The sequence below is a fragment of the Streptomyces sp. NP160 genome, from assembly GCF_006335115.1.
In the GTDB taxonomy this organism is placed as follows: Bacteria; Actinomycetota; Actinomycetes; order Actinomycetales; family Quadrisphaeraceae; genus Quadrisphaera.
On the sequence record NZ_VDMJ01000006.1, the window covers coordinates 244259 to 264701 of the forward strand.

The following is a 20443-nucleotide window of genomic DNA, read 5'->3' on the forward strand; positions in this document are numbered from 1 at the left end:
CCCGCGCTGTGGGCCGAGGCGCTGCTCGTGGTGGCGTTCCTGGTCGCCTACGAGTCGGTGCAGCGCCTCGCGGGTGACGACGTGGCGGCGGCGTTCGCGCACGCCCGCGCGCTGCTGGGCGTCGAGCAGGCGCTGGGGCTGGCGCCCGAGCAGGTGCTCGACCGGGCGGTGGCCGCCTCACCGGTGCTGTCGCTGCTCTCGGCCGCCTGGTACTCCGCGCTCCACTACACGGTCACCCCCGCCGTGCTGGCACTGGCGTACTGGCGCCTCCCGGCGCTCTACCGGGCGGTGCGCAACGCCTTCTTCGCCACCACCGCGGCGGCCCTGGCCGGCTACTTCCTCCTGCCCACCGCGCCGCCGCGGCTGCTGGCGGGGTACGTCGACGTGGTGTCCGCCACGGCGGGGACAGGGTGGTGGTCCGCTGCCCCGCCGGTCGGCACCAGCGGGGTGGACCAGCTGGCCGCGATGCCGTCCATGCACGTGGGGTGGTCGCTGTGGTGCGCCCTGGTGCTCCTGCTCGTGGTGCGGCGGCGGTGGCTGCGGACGGTCGTGCTGCTGCACCCGGCGGTGACGGTGCTCGTGGTGCTGGGCACCGGCAACCACTGGCTGCTCGACGTCGTGGCCGGGGCCGCGCTGACCGCGCTCTCGTGGACGGTGCTGGTGCGGTGCAGCGCCGCGGACGGCACGGCCGCCGCGGCCCGCGCCGGGGACGGCCGTGACCTCGTGCGCGAGCCCCGCTGAGCCCGCAGGCCACCACGGGCGGTCGGCCACCTGCAGCGCCAGGCCGTCGTGCACGCGCCAGGTCCTCGAGGTCCTGTCCGGCCTCGAGGACCTGGCGCTGCGCTGCGACCTGGCGCTGCACGACTGGTGCAGTGCGCGACCAGCGGGAGCTCAGGCGCCAGCGCTGCTGTAGGCCTCCACCGGCGGGCAGGAGCAGACGAGGTTGCGGTCCCCGAAGCTGCCGTCGATGCGGCCCACCGGCGGCCAGTACTTGTCCGGGTCCGGCCCGGCGGGGAAGGCGGCCAGCTGGGCGCTGTACGGCAGCTCGCCGGACAGCGCGCGCTCGGCCGTGTGCGGAGCGCCGCGCAGCGGGGACGCCGCCAGCTCCCACTCGCCGTCGGCCACCTTCTGCGCCTCGGCGCGGATGGCCAGCATCGCGTCGACGAACCTGTCGACCTCGGGCAGGTCCTCGCTCTCGGTGGGCTCCACCATGAGCGTGCCGGCCACCGGGAAGCTCGTGGTGGGGGCGTGGAAGCCGTAGTCGATGAGCCGCTTGGCCACGTCGTCGACGGTCACGCCGGTGGCCTTGGTGAGCGGGCGCAGGTCGAGGATGCACTCGTGGGCCACGAGCCCGCCGTCGCCGGTGTAGAGCACCGGGTAGGCCTCGCCCAGCCGTGCAGCCACGTAGTTGGCCGACAGCACCGCCGTGGCCGTCGCCGCCGCCAGGCCCGACCCGCCCATGAGGCGCAGGTAGGCGTACGAGATGGGCAGGATGCCCGCCGAGCCGTGCGGCGCGGCGGCGATGGCGCCGGTGCCGCCGGGAGCGGTGCGGCGGGCCGGGTCCGGGTGGGCCTCGTGCGTGGGCAGGTGCGGGGCCAGGTGCGCGCGCACGGCCACCGGGCCGACGCCCGGTCCGCCACCGCCGTGGGGGATGCAGAAGGTCTTGTGCAGGTTCAGGTGCGAGACGTCGCCGCCGAACTCGCCGGGCTTGGCGTAGCCGAGCAGGGCGTTGAAGTTGGCGCCGTCCACGTACACCTGGCCGCCCGCCTCGTGCACCAGCTCGCACACCCGCGTGATGCCGGGCTCGTACACCCCGTGGGTGGAAGGGTAGGTGACCATGATCGCGGCGAGGTCCTCGCGGTGGGCCTCGCACTGGGCGCGCAGGTCGTCGAGGTCGACCGAGCCGTCGGGCGCCGAGGCGACCACCACCACGCGCATGCCCGCCATCACCGCCGAGGCGGCGTTGGTGCCGTGCGCGGAGCTGGGGATGAGGCAGACGTCGCGCTGCTCCTCGCCGCGGGCGCGGTGGTACCCGCGGATGGCCACCAGGCCGGCGAGCTCGCCCTGCGAGCCGGCGTTCGGCTGCACCGAGACGCTGTCGTAGCCCGTCACCTCGGCCAGCCACGCCTCGAGCCGCTCCACGAGCACCCGGTAGCCCTCGGCGTCCTCCGCGGGCGCGAACGGGTGCAGGTCGGCGAAGCCGGGGAGGCTGATGGGCTCCATCTCGGCGGTCGCGTTGAGCTTCATGGTGCAGGAGCCGAGCGGGATCATGCCGCGGTCGAGGGCGTAGTCGCGCCGCGAGAGGCGGTGCAGGTAGCGCAGCAGCGCCGTCTCCGAGCGGTGCTGGTGGAACACCGGGTGCTCCAGGTACGGCGTGGTGCGCAGCAGGTCGCGGGGGAGGGCGTCGGGGGTGCGAACGTCGAGGTCGGCCAGGGCGCGCTCGTCGGTGGCGGCGGCGTCCAGGCCGAAGGCGCGCAGCACGCGGCCGACCACCTCGAGGTCGGTCCGCTCCGAGCAGGAGACGCCCACGTGGTCGGCGTCGGCCAGGCGCAGGTGCACGCCGGCCTCGCGCGCCGCCGCCACGACGGCCGCGGCGCGGCCGGGCACGCGCGCCAGGACGGTGTCGAAGAGCTGCTCGTGCACCACCTCGACGCCGCCCTCGCGCAGGGCGGCGGCCAGCACGGCGGCGGTGCGGTGGGTGCGCTGCGCGATCGCCCGCAGGCCGTCCGGCCCGTGGTAGACGGCGTACATCGAGGCCGCCACCGCGAGGAGCACCTGCGCGGTGCAGATGTTGCTCGTGGCGCGGTCGCGGCGGATGTGCTGCTCGCGGGTCTGAAGCGCCAGGCGGTAGGCGCGCTGGCCGGAGGAGTCCACCGAGACCCCCACCAGACGGCCGGGCAGGTTGCGCTCCAGGCCCTTGGCCACCGCCATGAACGCGGCGTGCGGGCCGCCGTAGAACAGCGGCACGCCGAAGCGCTGCGAGCTGCCCACCACCACGTCGGCGCCCAGCGCGCCGGGCGCCTCCAGCAGCGTCAGCGCCAGCAGGTCCGCGGCGACGACGAGGCGCCCGCCCCGCTCGCGCACCTGCTCGGCCAGGCCGCGCAGCGCGGGGACGCGGCCCGAGGCGCCGGGGTGCTGGACCAGCACGCCGCTGACCCGCTCGGGGACCCCGGCGGCACCGGCCAGCCCGGCGGACAGGTCCGTCACCACCACCTCGACGCCCATGGCGGCGGCGCGGGTGCGGACCACCTCGACCGTCTGGGGGAGCACGTCGACGTCGACGACGAACGGGCCCGTGGCGCTCTTGTCGGCGCGCCGCACGAGCGTCATCGCCTCGGCGGCGGCGGTGCCCTCGTCGAGCAGGGACGCCCCCGCCACCGGCAGCCCGGTGAGGTCGGAGACCAGGGTCTGGAAGTTCAGCAGCGCCTCGAGGCGGCCCTGGGAGATCTCGGGCTGGTACGGCGTGTAGGCCGTGTACCAGGAGGGGTTCTCGAGCACGTTGCGCCGGATGACCGGCGGCGTGGTGGTGCCGTGGTAGCCGAGGCCGATCATCGGCTCCAGCGGCCGGTTGCGGCTGGCGAGCTCGACCAGCTCGGCGGCCACCTGGCGCTCGGTGCGGGCCTCGAAGAGGTCCAGCGGGCCGGAGGTGCGGATGCCGGCGGGCACTGCCGCGTCCATGAGCTCGGCGAGGGAGCCGTGGCCGACGACGGCGAGCATCGCGGCCACCTGCTCGGCGTCGGGGCCGACGTGGCGGGCGGTGAAGGCGTCCTCACCGAGCTCGGCGAGGGTGGAGTGGTCTGACACGGAGGCTCCCGGGGCGCGACGCAGCGGTCCTCCCCCTCAGTCACCCTCCAGTGAGCTCCTGAGTCGCCTCGCCCGCGCGGTCCTGGTGCCTGAGAGGTTCCGGGGAGGGTTGCCCCTTCGGCGCCCTGCTCGCCGACGGTCCGTCACCGGTCCGGCGTCAGGGCTCTCCCGCGCGGGATGAACAGCAGCACCACGGTACCCCGTCAGCGCGTCGCCCGGGACCGGCGGAACCGGGTCCGCGGAGCCGCCCGCCGGGTGCGCCGCAGCAGGTGGCACGCTCTGGGCCGTCCGACCGGACCCCGTGCAGACACCCGAGACGACCGGAGGAGCCCCCGTGGCCCAGGAGACACCGCTGGCGGGCGTGCACCGCGAGCTCGGCGCCAAGCTGGTCGACTTCGCCGGCTGGTCCATGCCCGTCAGGTACGGCTCGGAGACCGCCGAGCACGTCGCCGTCCGCACCGCCGCCGGCCTGTTCGACCTCAGCCACATGGGCGAGGTCGAGGTGAGCGGGCCCGAGGCCGCGCGCGCCCTCGACAGGGCCCTGGTCGGCCGCGCCTCGGCCATCGGCGTGGGGCGCGCGCGCTACTCCCTGGTCGTGGGCGAGGACGGCGGGACCATCGACGACCTCGTCGTCTACCGCCTCGCCGAGGACCGGTTCCTCGTGGTGGCCAACGCCGCCAACAGCGGCGCGGTGGCCGCTGAGCTCGCGGTGCGGGCCGAGGGGTTCGACGCCGACGTCCACGACGCCTCCGGCGAGTGGGCGCTCGTCGCGGTGCAGGGACCGCGCTCGGTCGACGTGCTGTCCGGGGTGGTCGAGGTGACCGGCTCCGGCGGCGCGGACCCGGCCTCGCTGCGCTACTACGCCATCGCCCCCGCCGTGCTGGCCGGCCACGACGTGCTGCTGGCGCGGACCGGGTACACCGGCGAGGACGGCTTCGAGGTGTACTGCCGCCCCGACGCCGCCGAGGGCGTGTGGCGGGCCCTGCTGGCGGTCGGCCGACCGCACGGCCTGGTGCCCGCGGGACTGTCCTGCCGCGACACGCTGCGCCTGGAGGCGGGCATGCCGCTCTACGGCCACGAGCTGACCCGCCAGACCACGCCGTTCGAGGCGGGCCTGGGGCGCGTGGTGGCCTTCGACAAGCCTGACGGCTTCGTCGGTGACGCGGCGCTGGCGCGCCGCCGGGACGAGGGTCCCGCCGTCGTCCTCGTCGGGCTGGTGGCCGCCGGCAAGCGGTCGCCGCGGGCCGGCCAGGCCGTGGTGGACCCCTCGTCCGGGGAGGAGGTGGGCGCGGTGACCAGCGGCTCGCCGTCGCCGACCCTCGGACGCCCGATCGCCATGGCCTACGTGCCGGGCGATCTGGCCGACGCGGGCACCCGGCTGGAGGTGGACGTGCGCGGCAGCCGCGAGCCGGTCGAGGTGGTGGCGCTGCCGTTCTACGCGCGGGAGCGCTGAGCCAGGACCACCAGCTCCAGGCCCGGCCGGTCGGGCGCGTCGCGGACCTCGACCACGTCCAGGCCCGCGGCGGCCACGGCCGCGCCGACCTGCTCGCGGCTGCGGAAGCGCAGCACCGAGCGCGAGGTGAGCACGGCCCCGTCGGCGGCGAACGCGAAGTGCTGCGTGAAGACGACGGTGGGGGAGGACGGCGGCCCGCTGACGTCGTCCACCTGGGTCCACGTCCGCACGTCTCCGACGCCCGGCAGCCGCCGCACGCGCTCGGTGGCCGCCCGCGTCCACGCCTCCCACCCGCGGGCCTCCGGCACGCGCGTCTCGAGCACCAGGTGCCCGCCGGGGACCAGCGCGTCGTGCGCGGCGCGCAGGAGCGCCGCCCAGCCGTCGTCGTCGGTGACCGCCTGCGCGGCGTTGCCGGTCATCGTGACCAGGTCGACGACGACGGGCGGCTGCAGCCGCCCCAGCACCCGCGCGTCCCCGTGCACCCACCGGACGCGGTCGGCGCCCGGCTTGGCCGCCGCGACGGACAGCGAGCCCGCTGCCGGGTCGAGCCCGGTCACGTCCAGACCGCGCTCGGCCAGCAGCAGCGCGAGCACCCCCGTGCCGCACCCCAGGTCCAGCACCCGGCGCGCGCCGAGCTCGGCGGCCAGCGCCAGGTAGGGCTGGAGGTCGGAGCGGTCGGGGTCGAGGGCGTCGTAGACGCTCACGAGCCGCGGGTGCTCGTAGTGCGCGTCGGGGGCCACCGGCCCATGCACCCACGGCGACCCCCTCTGCGTCGAGGGGGTTCCCGCCGAGGCGACCGAGCGTCAGCCCTGCGGGATGTCGCCGGTGGCGGCCAGCTCGAAGGCGATGTCGTGCAGCTTGCGGTTGGTGTGCTGGCTGTAGCGCGCCAGCAGGTCGAAGGCCTGGTCCGCGCTGAGCCGATGCCGCTCCATGAGGATGCCCTTGGCCTGGCCGATGATGTCGCGGTTGGCCAGCCCGCGGCTGAGGTTCTCCACCTTCTGGGCGCTCGCGACGGCGACGGCGGCGTGCGCCGCCAGCAGCAGCCCGACGTCCTCCGACTCGTCGTCGAAGGCGGCCGGTGCCCCGGCGAGGAGGTTGAGGGCACCGAGGTTGTCGCCGTCCACGTAGAGCTGCAGGCACAGCATGCTGGCCGCGCCGACCTCCCCGGCGCGGGCGGCGAGCCTCGGCCACCGCTCGGTCTCGGCGCCCAGGTCGTCGACGCGGGTGGTCTGGTGCTCGAAGGCGGCGTCGAGGCACGGTCCCTGTCCGACCTCCGTCTGCAGGTCGTCCAGGCGCCGGCCGGTGTCGCTGGTCGCCGCGGCCGAGACCACGGTGCGGCGGGCCCGGACCAGCGAGATGGTGCCGTGCTCGGCGTGCGGGACCAGCGCGACGGCCGACTGCACCACCCTGTCGAGCACCTCCTGGGAGCTCGGGTCGCCGTGCATCTCCCGCGCGAGCTCCGCGAGCTGCCGCGCCAGGGCGCCGGCGTCCGTCCGTGGCTCAGCTGCGCCGGTGGAGCCCTGGTCTGCGCCCATCTCGCCAGCGTGGCAGTCATGGGCACCGGCCACCTCTGGATCAGCCACCGGGCCACCTCACATGCGCAGGGTCTGGCTGGGCAGCTCCCCGAAGGCCTCCAGGTGGGCGGCGGCGAACCTGCCCGCGTTGGCGAACCCCCACCGCGCCGCCACGGCGGCCACGGTCTCGTGCGCCGGGTCGGCGCTGCGCAGCTCGCGGTGCGCCAGCTCCAGCCGCACCCGGCGCAGGTGGCCCAGCGGCGAGGTGCCCAGGTGCCGCCGGAACCCGTGCTGCAGGGCGCGCGGGGTGGCGCCCGCCGCCGCGGCGATCTCGTGCAGCTGCACCGGCTCGTGCGCGCGGGCCTCGATGTGGGCGACGGCGCGGCGCACCGTCGCGGGCATCGGGCCGGCGGGCTCGCGGAGGTGGTGCTGGGAGGTGGCGGAGTGGGGGAAGACGTGCAGGCAGGCGACGGCCGCGGTGCGGGCCATCTCCGCGGCGAGCAGCGGTGAGCCCAGCGGCGAGTCCGGGTCGGCCAGCGCGCCGGCGACCAGCTTGAGCAGCGAGCGCCAGTACCGGTGTGCGGCCGGTGAGACCGGGGTGAGCGCTCCGAAGGTCACGGGGCCGTCCGCCAGGAGCCGCGCGGCGTCGTCCACGTGGTGCGACGGCAGGCGGAGGGTGGTGACGTCGAAGCCGTCCATGGCGAACTCGACCGGGGTGCCCAGCGGGTAGAACGCGACGTCGCCCGCGGTGGCGGTCACGCTCCCGACGGGGCTGTCGACGTGCACGCTGCCCGCGTGCACGAGGAAGAACGTGAAGTCGCTGAACCCCTCGGCGCTCGTCCCGCTGTAGTCGATCGACGTGCGCACCCGGTCGGCGCCGAGCCCGGGGACGTCGTGGGTGAGCGCGGAGAAGCGGGCACCCTCCCGGATCGGTGCGAAGCGGGAGGAGTTCTCCGCGTACGTCTGCCGGATGAAGCCGGTGACCTCGGACTCGTCGGCCGAGAAGACGGTGCGGTGGACGGGGGTCGGCGGTGGTGCTGTCGGCATCCGTGGCTCCACGGGAGTCGCCGGGAGGGTGTCTGCTCGCCCTCGGGACAGTCTGGTGCGCGGAAGGCCGCCGAGCGAAGGGCTGGGCGCCAGGAGGTGGTGCGCCGGTGGCGCGGGGTGCCACCGTGGAGGAGCGCCGAGGGGTTCTCCGGGACCCCCTCGGCGAAGCCCGGGCGGGTTCCACCCCCGAGCCCACCCGGGCGCCCGCCGCCCCCTGCGCCGCGGTCGAGGGGCGCGCGGCACCGACGCCGCCCACACTCGGAGGATGAGGCTCGTCCTGCGCGACGGGGCGGAGGCGCCCGAGCATGCCGGCTGACCCGGTCACCCGCGTCGTCGTGACGGGCGAGGGGCCGCTGCTCGTCGACGGTCCCCTCGAGGTGGAGCTCCCCGGCGGTGCTCGCGTGCGCTCCGACCGCCCCGTCGTGGCCCTGTGCGCCTGCGGGAACAGCCGTCGCTACCCGTTCTGCGACACCAGCCACCGCCGCCGCGTCCGCACCCGCCAGGAGCCGTCATGACCGACACCGCGACAGACCCGGCGACCGACCCCGCGGCCGGCGCGCGCACCAGCGCGCCCCCGCTGCCCGGCGCTCGCGGGCCGCTCTCGGAGGCGGTCCTCGCCCACCTGCGCGGACCGTCGGGCGCCCTCGCCGGCGCCTGCGCGCCCCACCTGGACGCCGCCGACCCGTACGGCGACGACCTGCAGCTCGCGCTGTACGCCTGCTACGAGCTGCACTACCGCGGGTTCGAGGGCGTCAGCGACGACCTCGAGTGGGACCCCGCGCTCATCGCCCTGCGGCGACGCCTGGAGGAGCGCTTCCTCGCGGCGGTCCGCGGTGACGTCGCCGGTGGCGACGACGTCGCGGGCGAGGTCGACGCCCTGCTCGTCGAGGACGTCGACGCCGTCGGGGTGTCCGCCCACCTGCGCCGGCGCGGTGAGCTGTGGCAGCTGCGGGAGCACGTCGCCCTGCGCTCGACCTACCACCTCAAGGAGGCCGACCCGCAGGCGTGGGTCATCCCCCGGCTCGACGGTCCGGCGAAGGCGGCCCTGGTCACCGTGGAGCACGACGAGTACGGCGCCGGCCGTCCCGAGCGCATGCACGCCCGGCTCTTCGCCGACATGATGCTCGAGCTCGGGCTGAGCGACCGCTACGGCGCCCACGTCGACGTCGCCCCCGCGGCCGTGCTCGCCGAGGTCAACCTCATGTCGCTGTTCGGCCTGCACCGCGCGCTGCGCGGTGCCCTGGTGGGGCAGTTCGCGGCGGTGGAGCTGACCTCCTCGCCCGGGTCGGCGCGGATGGTCAGGGCGGCGGAGCGCCTCGGCTGCGGGCCGGCCACGGTCGGCTTCTACGCCGAGCACGTCGAGGCGGACGCCGTGCACGAGCAGGTGGTGCGCCGCGGCGTCATCGCGCCGCTGCTGGCCGCCGAGCCGCACCTGGCCGCGGACGTCGTGCTGGGGATCCAAGCGGCCGGGCTCCTCGACGCCCGGCTCACCGAGCACCTCCTGGGCGCCTGGTCGCAGGGCCGGTCCGCGCTGCGCGGGCCGCTGCCGGAGGACTGAGCGCTCGGCCGCTCGCCTCAGGGGCGGCCGAGCGCCCCGGGGCCGTCGTCGACCCCGCCGGGGAGGCGCCGGGGTCCGGCCTCGGGCGGGCGCGGCCGGTCCTGCGGGTACAGCCGCACGGCCACCAGCGCCACGTCGTCCTCGGTGCGGTCGGACAGCATCCGCTCCAGCACCGCGTCGCACAGGGCGTTCGCGTCGAGGTCGAGCGCAGCCAGGTCGGCGAGCACCGACCGCAGCCGCGCGAGGCCCTCCTCGAGCGACTGCCCGCGGCGCTCGACCAGGCCGTCGGTGTACAGCAGCACCGTCGAGCCGCGCGGCAGGACCGCGACGTGCTCGTGGCGGTCGGTCCCGGGGAGGACTCCCAGCAGCAGGTCCGCCACGTCGGCGGCCAGCTCGTCCACCGCGCCGTCGGGGAGCACCACCACGGGGGGCGGGTGGCCGGCGTTGGACCACCGCAGCACGGTGGCGCCGCGGGCCTCGTCGTCGTCGGTCTGCTCCAGCCGCGCCACCACGGCGGTGGCGGTGGTGCCCACCCCGAGGGTGCGCATCACCTCGTCGACCTGGCTGAGCAGCGCCGCAGGGCCGGTGGGGGCGACGGCGCCCAGGCCCCGCAGCAGGGTGCGCACCTGGCTCATGGCCGCCGCGGCCTGGGTGTCGTGACCGACGACGTCGCCGATGACGAGCACCGTGGCGCCGCCGGGCTGCAGGAAGGCGTCGTACCAGTCACCTCCCACCTGGGCCGCCTCGGCAGCCGGGGTGTACCGGACCACCACGTGGGTGTGGTCGGGCTCAGGTGGCGCGGTGAGCAGCGAGCGCTGGAGGCCCGACGCGAGGTCGCGCTGCTGGCGGTAGAGCCGGGCGTTGTCCAGGGCCAGACCCGCCCTTCCCGCGACGTCCACGGCGGTGTCCAGCTCCTCCGGGCTGAGGGGGGCGCGCTGCGCGCCCGCGAACAGGCTGAGCACCCCGAGCGTGCGCCCGCGGGCGCGCAGCGGCACCACCGCGCCGTGCGCGGGGGCCAGGCGGGTCAGCACGTCCACGGCCTCAGGGTCGCTGAGCGCAGCGGAGACGGCGGCCGTGGCGTCGCCGGGGACGACGACGGGCCGGCCGGTCGCCAGTGCCCGCAGGAGGAACGCCTCGGGCCTCAGGGCCTGGAGCCGCAGCCCGGCGTACTGCTCGACCAGCGCCTGCTGGCCGGGGTCGACGTGGGCGCCGCCGACGTCGCGCAGCCCGCGGACCCCGCCCGCGGCGGGGCGTCCGCTGACGTCCGGGTGGTCGTCGTCGACCAGGGTGACCAGCGCCCAGTCGCCGAGCCCGGGGACGACCAGCCGGGCCAGCTCCCTCAGGGCCTGCTCGGCGTCCAGGTGCTCCACCAGCGCGGTGGTGACGTCGGCGATGAGGGCGGTCCTGCGCGCGGCGGCGGCGGCGGCGTCCTGGGCGCGGCGGCGCTCGGTGATGTCCAGGAAGTAGACCGAGAGCCCCTCCGCGGTGGGGACGGCGCGCACCTCGTACCAGGCGTCCAGCGGTGCCGGGTAGTGGGCCTCGAAGGTGACCGGCTCTCCGGTGCGGACCGCCCGCCGGTAGTGGGTCTCGAAGTCCGAGGAGACCGACGCCGGGAAGAGGTCCCACATGCTGGCGCCCAGGAGCTCGGCGCGGGAGAGCTGCAGGAGGCGCTCGGCGTGGGTGTTGACGTAGGAGAACCGCCAGGACCGGTCGAGGGCGAAGAAGGCCGCGTTCATGGCCTCGTGCACGGCGGCGACGGCGGCCTCGCCGGCTCGGGTGCCGGTGATGTCCAGCGTGGCGCCGAGCAGCCGCTCCACGTGGCCGTCCGGCCCGCGCAGCGGCCGGCCCTTCGCGCTGATCCACCGGGTGGCGCCGTCGGGCAGCAGCACCCGGTACTCGCACTCGAAGTCGGTGGCCCCCTCGATCGACGCCGTGAGGGTGCGCGAGACGCGCTCGAGGTCGTCGGGGTGGACCCGGTCGTTGAACGCCTCGATGGTCCTGTCGAACTCCTCGGGGGAGTAGCCGAACTGCTCCACCAGGCGCTCGTCCCAGTGCAGCTGGCCGGTGGTGAGGTCCCAGTCGAACGAGCCGACCCCCGCCGAGGCGATCGAGAGGTCCCACAGCAGCCGGCGGGCCTCCTCCTGCACGGGTGCCGTGGTCGAGGACGCGAGCTCCAGGGCGGTGGTGGCGAAGGCAGCCAGCTGCTCGAGCACCCGCTGCTCCTCGGCGGTCCAGCGGCGCGGCAGCGGGTCGAAGACGCACAGGGCGCCGGTCACGCGACCGTCCGCGGAGACGAGCGGTGCCGCGAGGTAGGCGCCGACGGGCCCGGACGCGACAGCGGGCAGACCTGCCACCCTCCCGTCCGCGGACGTGTCGTCGATGACCACGACGCCGCGGCTGACCGCTGTCAACGAGCACAGCGCCTCGTCGAGCGGCACCTCCTCCGCCAGCCCGCGGGCCAGGCCGGCCGCCGCGGCGATGGTCTGCACCTCGGTGAGCAGGGAGACGTGCGCCGCGGCCGTCCCCAGGAGGTGCATCGCGAGCTCCGCCAGGTGCTGCAGCGCGGGAGCGGCCGCGGCGTCCGCCGCCAGGCGGGCGGCCGCGCGGCTGGACGGCAGACCACCGGCGGACGGCAGGGGCCTCGTGATGCGCCGGGGCGCCTGGTCTCCTGCAGCTGTCACGACGGGTCCGCCTCCACGAAGCCCGACGCTCATGCTCGACGTCGCGGGTGGCCGGTGCTCGACCGGTGCACCATCCTCGCGCAGCCCGGCGGGTGCCTGCGCCCCCGAGGGGGCGGTGTCCGGGAAGGCGCCCCGAGATCGGGCGCGTCGGGCATCCTGTCCACCGTGGGGATGACTCGGGCAGCGACCTGGTGATCAGCGGTGGTGAGGACCACCCGCTGAGGCCGGCTCCCCGGTGGGCGTGGATGGGCGTGGCGGCCTGCGCGGCGCTGGTCGCCCTCGACCTGGGGTCGGGCGCCCTGTCCGGTGACCGGGTCGCCTCCAACGTCGCCGGGACCCTGGCGCTGGCCCCCACGCTGACGGGCATCGGCGGGTCGCGGCGCCACGTCGGCCTGGTCGGCGCCGCGGCCACCGCCTCGGCGGTGCTCATCTGCCTCCTCGACGGCGTGCCCCTCCTCACGGGGGCGGTCCGCTGCGCCGTCGTCGCCGTCGCGGCGGTGGTGGTCGCGCTCGTGGCGGGTGCGCGCCAGCAGCAGCTGGCCCAGCTGCAGGACCGCCGGCAGGCCGCGCGCACGCTGCAGGCCGCGATGCTCACCGAGCTGCCCCAGCCCGACCACCTGCAGCTGGCCTCGCGGTACCTGCCTGCCAGCAGCGGGGACCAGGTCGGCGGCGACTGGTACGACGCGCTCGTGGACGCGCACGGCTCGACCGTGCTGGTCATCGGGGACGTCGTCGGCCACGACATCCGCGCCGCGGCGACCATGGGGCAGGTGCGCGCGGTGCTGCGCACCTGCGCCGTGCAGGGCGGACGGGCGCCGTCCCAGGTGCTGGCCGCCACCGAGGTGGCCCTCGACCGCCTGGGCCTGGACGTGCTGGCCAGCGCCACCGTGGTGCGCATCGACCAGAGCCCCGTGGAGGCCGAGCGCGGGCTGCGGCGCATCACGTGGTCCAGCGCCGGCCATCCGCCGCCGGTGCTGCTGGTGCCGGCACCGCGCGGGGGCTCGGGCGCGCAGGCCCAGGTCCTGCGCCACGGGGGTGATTGCTCCCCCGGCTCGGCGGTGCAGAGCGGGGAGCAGGGGGCCGACGTGCTGCTCGGCGTCGGCAGCGGGCACGCGAGGGTCGACCACTCCTGCGAGGTGCCGCCCGGCGCGACGCTGCTGCTCTACACCGACGGGCTGGTGGAGCGGCGCGACGCCGACCTCGACGTCGGCACTGCGGCGCTGTGCCGGGTCCTCGAGGCCGAGGGGTCCCTCGGCCTGGAGGACCTCCTCGACGAGGGGCTGCGCCAGCTGGTCGGCGACGAGCACGGGGACGACGTGGCGGTCCTCGCTGTGCGTGCGCACAGCGAGGACGGCCCCCGTCCGGCGGAGGCCGGCCCGTCCCACGGAGCCGGCCCCGCCGACGCCGACGGGCTGCCGCCCGCCCCTGACGCGGCGCCCCTGGCGCCGCGGCTCGCGACCGGCTGAGGCTCGTACCGGGACGCGTCGGGGGCCTGCCGTCCGCGGGGCTACAGCCCCTGCCGATAGACGAGCATGAGCACCGCCCGTGGACGCGACCGGAGCGCCGGCCCCGACGTCGAGGCGCTCCAGGCCGCCTGCGAGCAGCTCGTCCGGACCGCGGCGGACCCGTCTGCCGCGCGCGCTCTCGTCGTCCGGGTGTGGGCCCTCGGAGCGGCTGCGGCCGACGACCTGCTCCTCGACCTGTGCGACGTCGCGGCGAGCAGCGCCGCGCGCACCGGGGCGGAGCCGAGCGCCGCCGACCTGCTCGACGCGCTGGGACGCCACGACGCCGCCGGGCAGCTTCGCACCGCCGTCGACCGCGGTGTGGCGGAGCACCGGGAGGCGGGGGCCCGCGCCGCGCGCGCAGAACGCGCTGCGGACGCGGCTCGCGCCGTCGTCCGCATCGCGACGGTCACCCACCACCGACGCGTCCGGACCAGCGCGGCCTGAAGCCGCGCCGACCGCCGCGCGTCGAGCGGCCGGGCGCCCGTCAGCGGCGAGGCAGCGACCTGTCCGCGACCAGTCCGGTGACCAGGGCGTAGACGGCCTTGTGGACGACGTCGACGACGAGGTCCGGGCGCGACCACGTCCACGGCGGCGCCCCGACGCCGGTGCCGTTCTCCAGGGTCTGGTCCACGGCGAGGCGGACCCCGGTGAAGACGGGCCAGGCCGCCGCGCCGCGCAGTCCGCGCTGGGCCATCACGGCCCGCAGCACCCCGACCGCCGCGCCCTGCCCGTAGTGCATCACCCAGACCACCGGCGTGCTGTCGTGCACGTCGCGACCCAGCAGCGCCTGCAGGGTGTGCGCCGGCATGAAGGAGCCGGTGCGGCCCGTCACCGCCTGCTCGGCCTTCTCCGTCGCCGTCATCGCCGCCGCTCCCAGCGCCCCGGCGAGCAGGCCCACCACCACCGTGCGCCGGCCGGTGCCGACGGGGGCCACCGCGTCGACGGCGTCCTTGACGCGGTCGGAGGCGGCCAGACCGAGGGCGGCCAGCGCGTTCCACGGCGGCCGGCGGGAGACCTTCGGGTGCGGACGGGTCGGGGAGGCGGTGCGCGCCGCCTCCCAGGCGGCGCCGATGGCCTGCAGCTCGGCGTCGTCGGCCACCTGCTGCAGGCGGGGCAGCAGGTCGTCCTCCTCGTCGTGGGCGTCGTGGCGGATGACGGCGAACGCCTCGCGGACCTGCGCGTCGTAACCGGGGGCGCGGGGGTCGGCGCGCTGCAGCGCGTGCAGGAGGTCGTTGACCTGCTGGTGGTCGCCCTCGATGTGGGCGGTCAGCTCGTCCCCGGCGTCGGGGAAGTGCTTGCGGTAGGCCGGGAAGAGCACCACCTCCTCGGCGAAGGCGTGGCGCAGGGCCCGCTCGCCGAGCTCGGCGACGATGCGGCCGCGGGCGTCGGGGTCGGGCTCGTCGTCGTAGGCGCGCATGAGCTCGTCGAGCGCGCGGTGGTCGGCGCTCTGGCGGTCCACGATCGAGCCGGGTCCCCCGCGCTGCCGCTCGCTCTGGTCGGGCACCGGCACGAGCCAGCTCTTCCTCGGCCGGTCGTTCTCGTCCTCGCTCACCGTCGTCCCCTCCGGGGTCGTCGCGGCGGCGCTGGTCTCACCGTGCTCCCTCCGTCCTACCCCAGCCCGCGCACGGCCGCACCTGCGGCTGTCGCCGCCGACCGGGCCCGGTGGTCGTGCCGCAGGAGGTGCTGCGGCGTGCTCGTGACCCGTCAAGGCGGGGCCCGATGAGGCCGATGGTGGAGGAGGAGGAGGGGGGACGAGTGCGCGAACCGGGGCAGACGCAGGTGCGAGTGCTGGCGCTGGTGTACGCCGTCAGCGGACTCCTCCTGCTGGTCTCCGCGGCCACGCCCCTCAGCCCGAGCTCACCGCTGGCGGTGATCCGCACCCTCGGCGTGGCGGGCGTCGCCGTCGCGGTGGCGCTCCCGCTGCTGGGCCGGCGCTGGCCGGCGGGCACCGTCCACGCCGCGTTCGCGCTGTTCTCGGTCCTCGTGGCGGTCGCTGCTGCCGTGTCGGTGACCGCGGTGGGGGTGGTCGGGCTGGGGCCGGCGGTGATCGCCGCCTGCCTTTACGCCGCCCACGCCTTCCCGGTCTCGACCGGCAGGGTCCACGTGCTGCTCCTGCTGTCGGCGGCGACGGCCGGCGCACTGCTCAGCCCCGCCGGTACGCCCCTCGTCCCGTGGTCGATCGTCCCGGTGACGGGGGCAGCGGTCTTCGAGGTGCACGGCCTGCTGGTGCGCCGGCTGCAGGCGGCGGCCGACCTGGACCCGCTGACCGGAGTCGCCAACCGCCGCCACTGGCACGAGGTGGCGTCGCGCGACCTGGTCAGGGCCCACCGGGCTGGTCGACGGCTCAGCGTCGTCCTCATCGACCTGGACGGCTTCAAGGCCGTCAACGACGTCCACGGGCACGCCGCGGGAGACGAGCTGCTGAGGGAGCTGGCGCGGTGCTGGCAGCGGGAGCTGCGCCGCGAGGACCTGCTGGGGCGCCACGGTGGGGACGAGTTCGTGATCAGCCTGCCGGGCACCAGCCCCTCGGAGGCCGCGGCGCTGGTCGCACGGCTGCGGTCCAGCCATCCGATGCCCTGGTCCGCGGGCATCGCCACCTCGGACGAGGGCTGTGACGCGACGTCCCTGCTGGCCCGGGCCGACGCCGACCTGTACGCGCACAAGCGGGCGAGGCAGAGCGCCGGTCCGCGTGACGAGGTGCCCGACGCGCTGCGCTGACGCCGTCCGCTGACCCGGAGCTCGACCGCGGCCACCGCACCGGCCCCTCCCGCCGTGGCCGACGGGGAGCCCCTCAGCGCTCGTGGGCGAGGCGGTCGACGAGCTCCTCGACCCGCTGGCCGATGTCGTCGCGGACGAGCCGCATCCGCTCCACCCCCTCGATGCCGCGAGCCGACGGCTCGTCGGTCTCCCACACCTCCACGGGGGTGCCGCCGACGGGCTCGACGCGGGCCTCGCCGCCGAGGACGACGACGAGGTCGGCGTCCCGCACGTCGTCGTCGGTGAGCTGGTGGGTGCGGGCGGTGGAGATGTCGACGCCGACCTCGGCCAGGCTCGCCACCGACTGCGCGTTCAGCTGCTCCCCGGCCCGGGTGCCGGCGGAGGAGACCTGCACCGCCAGGCCCCGCTGCTCGGCGGCCCGGCGCATCAGGCCGGCGGCCATCTGGGACTTGCCGCCGTTGCGGACGCAGACGAACAGCACGCGGGGCTCGCTGGTGGTGAGGGGCTCGTCAGTGGTCATCGGGTGCTCCGAGAGGTCACGGCTGCTGGGGGGACGGTGGGGTCGTCGGGGAAGAAGCGGCGCCCGGCCCACAGGGCGACGTAGACGAGCGCGACGAGGACGGGCACCTCGATCAGGGGGCCCACGACGCCGGCGAGGGCCTGGCCGGAGGTGACCCCGAAGGTGCCGATGGCGACGGCGATCGCCAGCTCGAAGTTGTTGCCCGCGGCGGTGAAGGACAGCGTGGTGGTGCGGGCGTAGTCCAGCCCGATCAGGCGGCCGAGGACGAAGCTGCCGCCGAACACGACGACGAAGTAGGCCAGCAGCGGCAGCGCGATCCGCGCGACGTCACCGGGGGCGGAGATGATGGCGTCTCCCTGCAGGGCGAAGAGCAGCACGATCGTGAACAGCAGCCCGTACAGGGCCCAGGGGCCGAGGCGGGGCAGGAAGCGCTGCTCGTACCAGTCGCGGCCCTTGGCCCGCTCCCCGACGGTGCGGGTCAGGTAGCCGGCGAGCAGGGGGATGCCGAGGAAGACCAGCACCGAGACCACGATGGCGGCCACGGAGAAGTCCGCGCTGGTGGTCGGCAGGCCCAGCCACACGGGCAGCACCTGCAGGTAGAACCAGCCGAGCGCTGCGAAGGCGAGGATCTGGAAGACGGAGTTGATCGCCACCAGGACGGCGGCGGCCTCGCGGTCCCCGCAGGCCAGGTCGTTCCAGATGAGGACCATGGCGATGCAGCGGGCCAGTCCGACGATGACCAGGCCGGTGCGGAACTCGGGCTGGTCGGGCAGCAGCAGCCACGCGAGGGCGAACATCAGCGCCGGCCCGAGGCCCCAGTTCAGCACCAGGGAGGCGGCCAGCATCCGTCGGCCGGCGGTGTCGGAGCTGACGCGGCCGAGCTGGGTGTAGCGGACCTTGGCCAGGACCGGGTACATCATCACCAGCAGGCCGAGGGCGATCGGCAGGCTCACCGAGCCCACCTCGACGGCGGAGAGGGCGTCGTCCAGGCCGGGGACCAGGCGGCCGAGCGCGAGCCCGAGGGCCATCGCACCGGCGATCCAGACCGGCAGGAACCTGTCCAGCGCCGACAGGCGGGCGAGCACCGGCGCCTCCGGGCTGGCGGTGGGGCGTTCGGAGACGGTGTCACTCACGGCGTGGGGTCCTCGGGCTGCGTGGGCGGGGTGGCCTCGATCGGAACCGTGGCACGGGCATCGACGAGCGTCAACATAGACGGTCGTGGATGTCTGGTGGCACACTCGTTTCGTGGCGACCGCCGTGCAGCTGACCCGCACCGCTCCAGGCGCGGTCGACGAGCTCGACGTCCCGGCGGCCGGTGCCGAGGCGGTGACGTGCTGCGCGCCCCTGGTGCGCGAGCCGCTGAGCGCCGAGGACGCGGTCGTGCTGGCTCGCACGCTCAAGGCGGTCGCCGACCCCGCGCGGTTGCGGCTCCTGAGCCTCGTCGCCTCCCACGACGGCGGCGAGGCGTGCGTGTGCGACCTCACCGAGCCCCTCGGCCTGTCCCAGCCCACCGTGAGCCACCACCTGAAGGTGCTGGTGGAGGCGGGGCTGCTGACCCGTGACAAGCGAGGCGTGTGGGCCTACTACGCCCTGGTCCCCGGGGCGCTGGACTCCCTGGCCGGGGTGCTGACCACTTGATGGACCGACCGCCCCGCGTCGACCGCGGAGCGGGCAGAGCGGGAGGAGCGCGGCCGTGATCAGTCCCAGGACGGCCCGGGCCGAGGACGTCGTCGTCCGCGCGATGACCGAGCAGGACTGGCCGGCGGTCCGGGAGGTCTACGCCGCCGGCATCGCCACCGGGCACGCCACCTTCGAGGCCACCCCGCCCAGCTGGCACGACTTCGACGCGGCCAAGGCCCCCGAGCACCGGCTCGTGGCGGTCGACGCCGCCGGGGGAGTGCTGGGGTGGGCCGCCGTCGTCACGGTCTCGGACCGCTGCGTCTACGCCGGGGTGGTGGAGCACTCCGTCTACGTCGCCCCGGACGCCCGAGGTCGCGGCGTGGGCCGGCTGCTGCTGGACGCGCTGATCGCGTCCACCGAGGCCGCTGGTGTGTGGACCGTCCAGTCCGGCGTCTTCCCCGAGAACACCGCCAGCCTGGCCCTCCACGCCGCCGCGGGGTTCCGCACGGTCGGGGTGCGCGAGCGGCTCGGGCTGATGAGCCACGGACCGGAGGCCGGGCGCTGGCGCGACGTGGTGCTCCTCGAGCGCCGCAGCGACCTGGTCGCGACCGGCTCCCCCCGGAGCGCTGTCCGGCCGGCGCCCCGCTGACCCGGCGCGGTGCGCCAGGTCCCGGGGCGGCGGCGGCAGGCGCCTCCCGCCGCTGCCGGGGCAGCGGCCTCGAGGTCAGCGCGAGCTGGTGCGCTCGGCGCGGGTGAGCTCGTCGTGGTGGTCGTCGCCCTCGACCTCCTTGGCCAGCAGGCCGGAGCCGAGCGCCCACAGGGCGGAGCCGATGATCGCGACGTAGACGCCGACCTGCGCGGCGAGGTCGTCACCGCGCTCCAGGCCGCCCATCGGCTGGAGGGCGAAGGCCACGAACTGCACGGTCGCGGCGAGCCCCGAGGCCATGGACACGAGCGTGAGGCCGCGGTGCTGACCGCGTCGGGCCCGCTTGGCGGCGTAGAGCATCGCCAGCAGCAGGCCGAGGGCCAGGTAGGCGGTGAAGGGGACCAGGGAGTCGGTGGCGTAGCCGGTGCGGGGGTCGCCCTCGCCGGCCGGGTCGACCCAGTCCATGAAGGGGGCGACGTTGAGGACGACGACGCCGAGCGCCGCGACGCCGAGACCGGCCTTGCCGGCGCGCCGGTCGTCGCGGGTCCCGCTGGCCGAGCTGCCCGGCGTCCTGCCGGTCCCGTCAGCGCCGTGGTGGTTCGAGGAGGTGTTCGCGGGGGTGGTCATGAGGACTCCTTGGGTGGCCGTCGGCTGCGCCGGTGGCCGGGTCGAGCGCTGCGCACGGGTTCGGCGCAGGACCTGGGCTCTGCGCCCAGAGGTCGGGGGGTCAGCCGTCAGGCGCGCAGGTGGGCCGCCGACTGGCAGGTGAAGGGGTCGCCGGCCTTGAGGCCGACGCGGTTGAGGTGGCCGATGATCGAGCGGTAGGACCCGACGAGGGTCTGCTCGGTGTAGGCGATGCCGTGCTCGTCGCAGAAGGCGCGCACGATCGGCTGCACGCGTGGCAGGTTCGGCCGGGGCATGCTCGGGAAGAGGTGGTGCTCGACCTGGCGGTTCAGCCCGCCCATGGCGAAGTCGACCCACGCACCCCCGGAGACGTTGCGCGAGGTGAGCACCTGCCGGGACAGGAAGTCGAGCCGGGCGCCGCGGTCGATGACGGGCATGCCGACGTGGTTGGGGGCGAAGGCGCCGGCCATGCACACGCCGAGCACGGCCAGGTGCACGACGACGAAGGCGAGCGCCTGCAGCGGGGTCATGACCAGCAGCAGCCCGGTCAGGTACAGCCCCCAGTGCGCCGCCAGCAGGGCCACGTCGGTCCAGCGGCCCTTGGCGCCGCGCGCCGCCAGGGCGCGGGCGGAGGCCACGTGCAGGTTGGCCCCGGCCAGCAGCAGCAGGGGCAGGAAGAACCACCCCTGGTGCCGGGTCAGGCGCGCCTTCAGGCCGCGGCGGCTGCGCGCCTCCTCCTCGTGGAAGGCGACG

Annotated in this window: 19 protein-coding genes and 1 riboswitch; of the genes, 9 read left to right on the forward strand and 10 right to left on the reverse strand. The window is 76.0% G+C overall.

Going from position 1 to position 20443, the window contains the following annotated elements; genetic code table 11:
* Window positions 1–27 precede the first annotated feature (27 nt).
* The gene (locus FHN55_RS05255) at window positions 28–741 is read left to right on the forward strand and encodes a phosphatase PAP2 family protein (RefSeq protein WP_180357655.1); all 714 of its coding nucleotides are present in this window, start codon (window positions 28–30) and stop codon (window positions 739–741) included.
* 150 nt (window positions 742–891) lie between these two features.
* Here FHN55_RS05255 and gcvP read toward each other — a convergent pair whose 3' ends face one another.
* Entirely contained in the window at window positions 892–3804 is a 2913-nt protein-coding gene (gene gcvP / locus FHN55_RS05260; protein WP_139711173.1) for an aminomethyl-transferring glycine dehydrogenase, read from the reverse strand.
* Window positions 3805–3871: 67 nt separating this feature from the next.
* Window positions 3872–3985: riboswitch (glycine riboswitch) on the reverse strand.
* Window positions 3986–4138: 153 nt separating this feature from the next.
* Between gcvP and gcvT the strand changes: the two genes are divergently transcribed.
* The gene (gene gcvT, locus FHN55_RS05265; protein WP_139711174.1) at window positions 4139–5257 is read left to right on the forward strand and encodes a glycine cleavage system aminomethyltransferase GcvT; all 1119 of its coding nucleotides are present in this window, start codon (window positions 4139–4141) and stop codon (window positions 5255–5257) included.
* On the opposite strand, the gene FHN55_RS05270 is transcribed toward gcvT, so the two are convergent.
* The 3 genes from FHN55_RS05270 to FHN55_RS05280 form a co-directional block, all read right to left on the reverse strand.
* A complete protein-coding gene (locus FHN55_RS05270; protein ID WP_139711175.1) occupies window positions 5239–5997 on the reverse strand; it encodes a bifunctional 2-polyprenyl-6-hydroxyphenol methylase/3-demethylubiquinol 3-O-methyltransferase UbiG in 759 nt (252 codons plus the stop codon). The genes gcvT and FHN55_RS05270 overlap by 19 nt on opposite strands.
* Window positions 5998–6060: 63 nt before the next feature.
* Window positions 6061–6792 (reverse strand): GAF and ANTAR domain-containing protein, encoded by a 732-nt coding sequence (locus FHN55_RS05275; RefSeq protein WP_139711176.1) that lies wholly within the window; start codon window positions 6790–6792, stop codon window positions 6061–6063.
* Window positions 6793–6849: 57 nt separating this feature from the next.
* Window positions 6850–7818 (reverse strand): AraC family transcriptional regulator, encoded by a 969-nt coding sequence (locus FHN55_RS05280; RefSeq protein ID WP_139711177.1) that lies wholly within the window; start codon window positions 7816–7818, stop codon window positions 6850–6852.
* A gap of 305 nt (window positions 7819–8123) precedes the next feature.
* On the opposite strand from FHN55_RS05280, the gene FHN55_RS05285 reads away from it, so the two are divergent.
* Together FHN55_RS05285 and FHN55_RS05290 are read left to right on the forward strand one after the other, a co-directional pair.
* Window positions 8124–8333: a CDGSH iron-sulfur domain-containing protein gene (locus tag FHN55_RS05285; protein WP_139711178.1), complete on the forward strand. Its 210-nt coding sequence runs from the start codon at window positions 8124–8126 to the stop codon at window positions 8331–8333.
* Window positions 8330–9376, forward strand: coding sequence for an iron-containing redox enzyme family protein (locus FHN55_RS05290; protein ID WP_139711179.1), 1047 nt, complete (start codon window positions 8330–8332; stop codon window positions 9374–9376). Before FHN55_RS05285 ends, FHN55_RS05290 begins: the two co-directional genes overlap by 4 nt.
* A 17-nt stretch (window positions 9377–9393) precedes the next feature.
* Here the strand turns inward: FHN55_RS05290 and FHN55_RS05295 are convergent, their stop codons facing one another.
* Window positions 9394–12057 carry a SpoIIE family protein phosphatase gene (locus FHN55_RS05295; protein WP_218974356.1) on the reverse strand — a complete coding sequence of 888 codons (2664 nt, stop codon included), beginning with the start codon at window positions 12055–12057 and terminating at the stop codon, window positions 9394–9396.
* 191 nt (window positions 12058–12248) lie between these two features.
* Here FHN55_RS05295 and FHN55_RS05300 point away from each other — a divergent pair, with 191 nt between their 5' ends.
* Window positions 12249–13523, forward strand: a complete 1275-nt coding sequence (locus FHN55_RS05300) for a PP2C family protein-serine/threonine phosphatase (protein ID WP_139711181.1) — start codon at window positions 12249–12251, stop codon at window positions 13521–13523.
* 66 nt (window positions 13524–13589) lie between these two features.
* Window positions 13590–14006, forward strand: coding sequence for a hypothetical protein (locus FHN55_RS05305; RefSeq protein ID WP_139711182.1), 417 nt, complete (start codon window positions 13590–13592; stop codon window positions 14004–14006).
* A gap of 40 nt (window positions 14007–14046) precedes the next feature.
* Here FHN55_RS05305 and FHN55_RS05310 read toward each other — a convergent pair whose 3' ends face one another.
* The gene (locus FHN55_RS05310; RefSeq protein ID WP_139711183.1) at window positions 14047–15114 is read right to left on the reverse strand and encodes a hemerythrin domain-containing protein; all 1068 of its coding nucleotides are present in this window, start codon (window positions 15112–15114) and stop codon (window positions 14047–14049) included.
* A gap of 167 nt (window positions 15115–15281) precedes the next feature.
* On the opposite strand from FHN55_RS05310, the gene FHN55_RS05315 reads away from it, so the two are divergent.
* The gene (locus tag FHN55_RS05315; protein ID WP_139711184.1) at window positions 15282–16280 is read left to right on the forward strand and encodes a GGDEF domain-containing protein; all 999 of its coding nucleotides are present in this window, start codon (window positions 15282–15284) and stop codon (window positions 16278–16280) included.
* Window positions 16281–16353: 73 nt separating this feature from the next.
* Here the strand turns inward: FHN55_RS05315 and FHN55_RS05320 are convergent, their stop codons facing one another.
* Entirely contained in the window at window positions 16354–16800 is a 447-nt protein-coding gene (locus tag FHN55_RS05320) for a low molecular weight phosphatase family protein (RefSeq protein WP_139711185.1), read from the reverse strand.
* Window positions 16797–17933: an ACR3 family arsenite efflux transporter gene (gene arsB, locus FHN55_RS05325; RefSeq protein WP_306821787.1), complete on the reverse strand. Its 1137-nt coding sequence runs from the start codon at window positions 17931–17933 to the stop codon at window positions 16797–16799. The genes FHN55_RS05320 and arsB overlap by 4 nt, the downstream gene beginning before the upstream one ends.
* Window positions 17934–18126: 193 nt before the next feature.
* On the opposite strand from arsB, the gene FHN55_RS05330 reads away from it, so the two are divergent.
* Both FHN55_RS05330 and FHN55_RS05335 read left to right on the forward strand, forming a co-directional pair.
* The gene (locus tag FHN55_RS05330) at window positions 18127–18438 is read left to right on the forward strand and encodes a metalloregulator ArsR/SmtB family transcription factor (RefSeq protein WP_218974372.1); all 312 of its coding nucleotides are present in this window, start codon (window positions 18127–18129) and stop codon (window positions 18436–18438) included.
* A gap of 103 nt (window positions 18439–18541) precedes the next feature.
* The gene (locus FHN55_RS05335) at window positions 18542–19069 is read left to right on the forward strand and encodes a GNAT family N-acetyltransferase (RefSeq protein ID WP_139711229.1); all 528 of its coding nucleotides are present in this window, start codon (window positions 18542–18544) and stop codon (window positions 19067–19069) included.
* Window positions 19070–19144: 75 nt separating this feature from the next.
* Here the strand turns inward: FHN55_RS05335 and FHN55_RS05340 are convergent, their stop codons facing one another.
* Both FHN55_RS05340 and FHN55_RS05345 read right to left on the reverse strand, forming a co-directional pair.
* Complete coding sequence (locus FHN55_RS05340; protein WP_139711186.1) at window positions 19145–19693, reverse strand: hypothetical protein; 549 nt, start codon at window positions 19691–19693, stop codon at window positions 19145–19147.
* 107 nt (window positions 19694–19800) lie between these two features.
* Window positions 19801–20443: acyl-CoA desaturase (locus tag FHN55_RS05345; RefSeq protein WP_139711187.1), on the reverse strand; the 643-nt coding region annotated here is incomplete at its 5' end.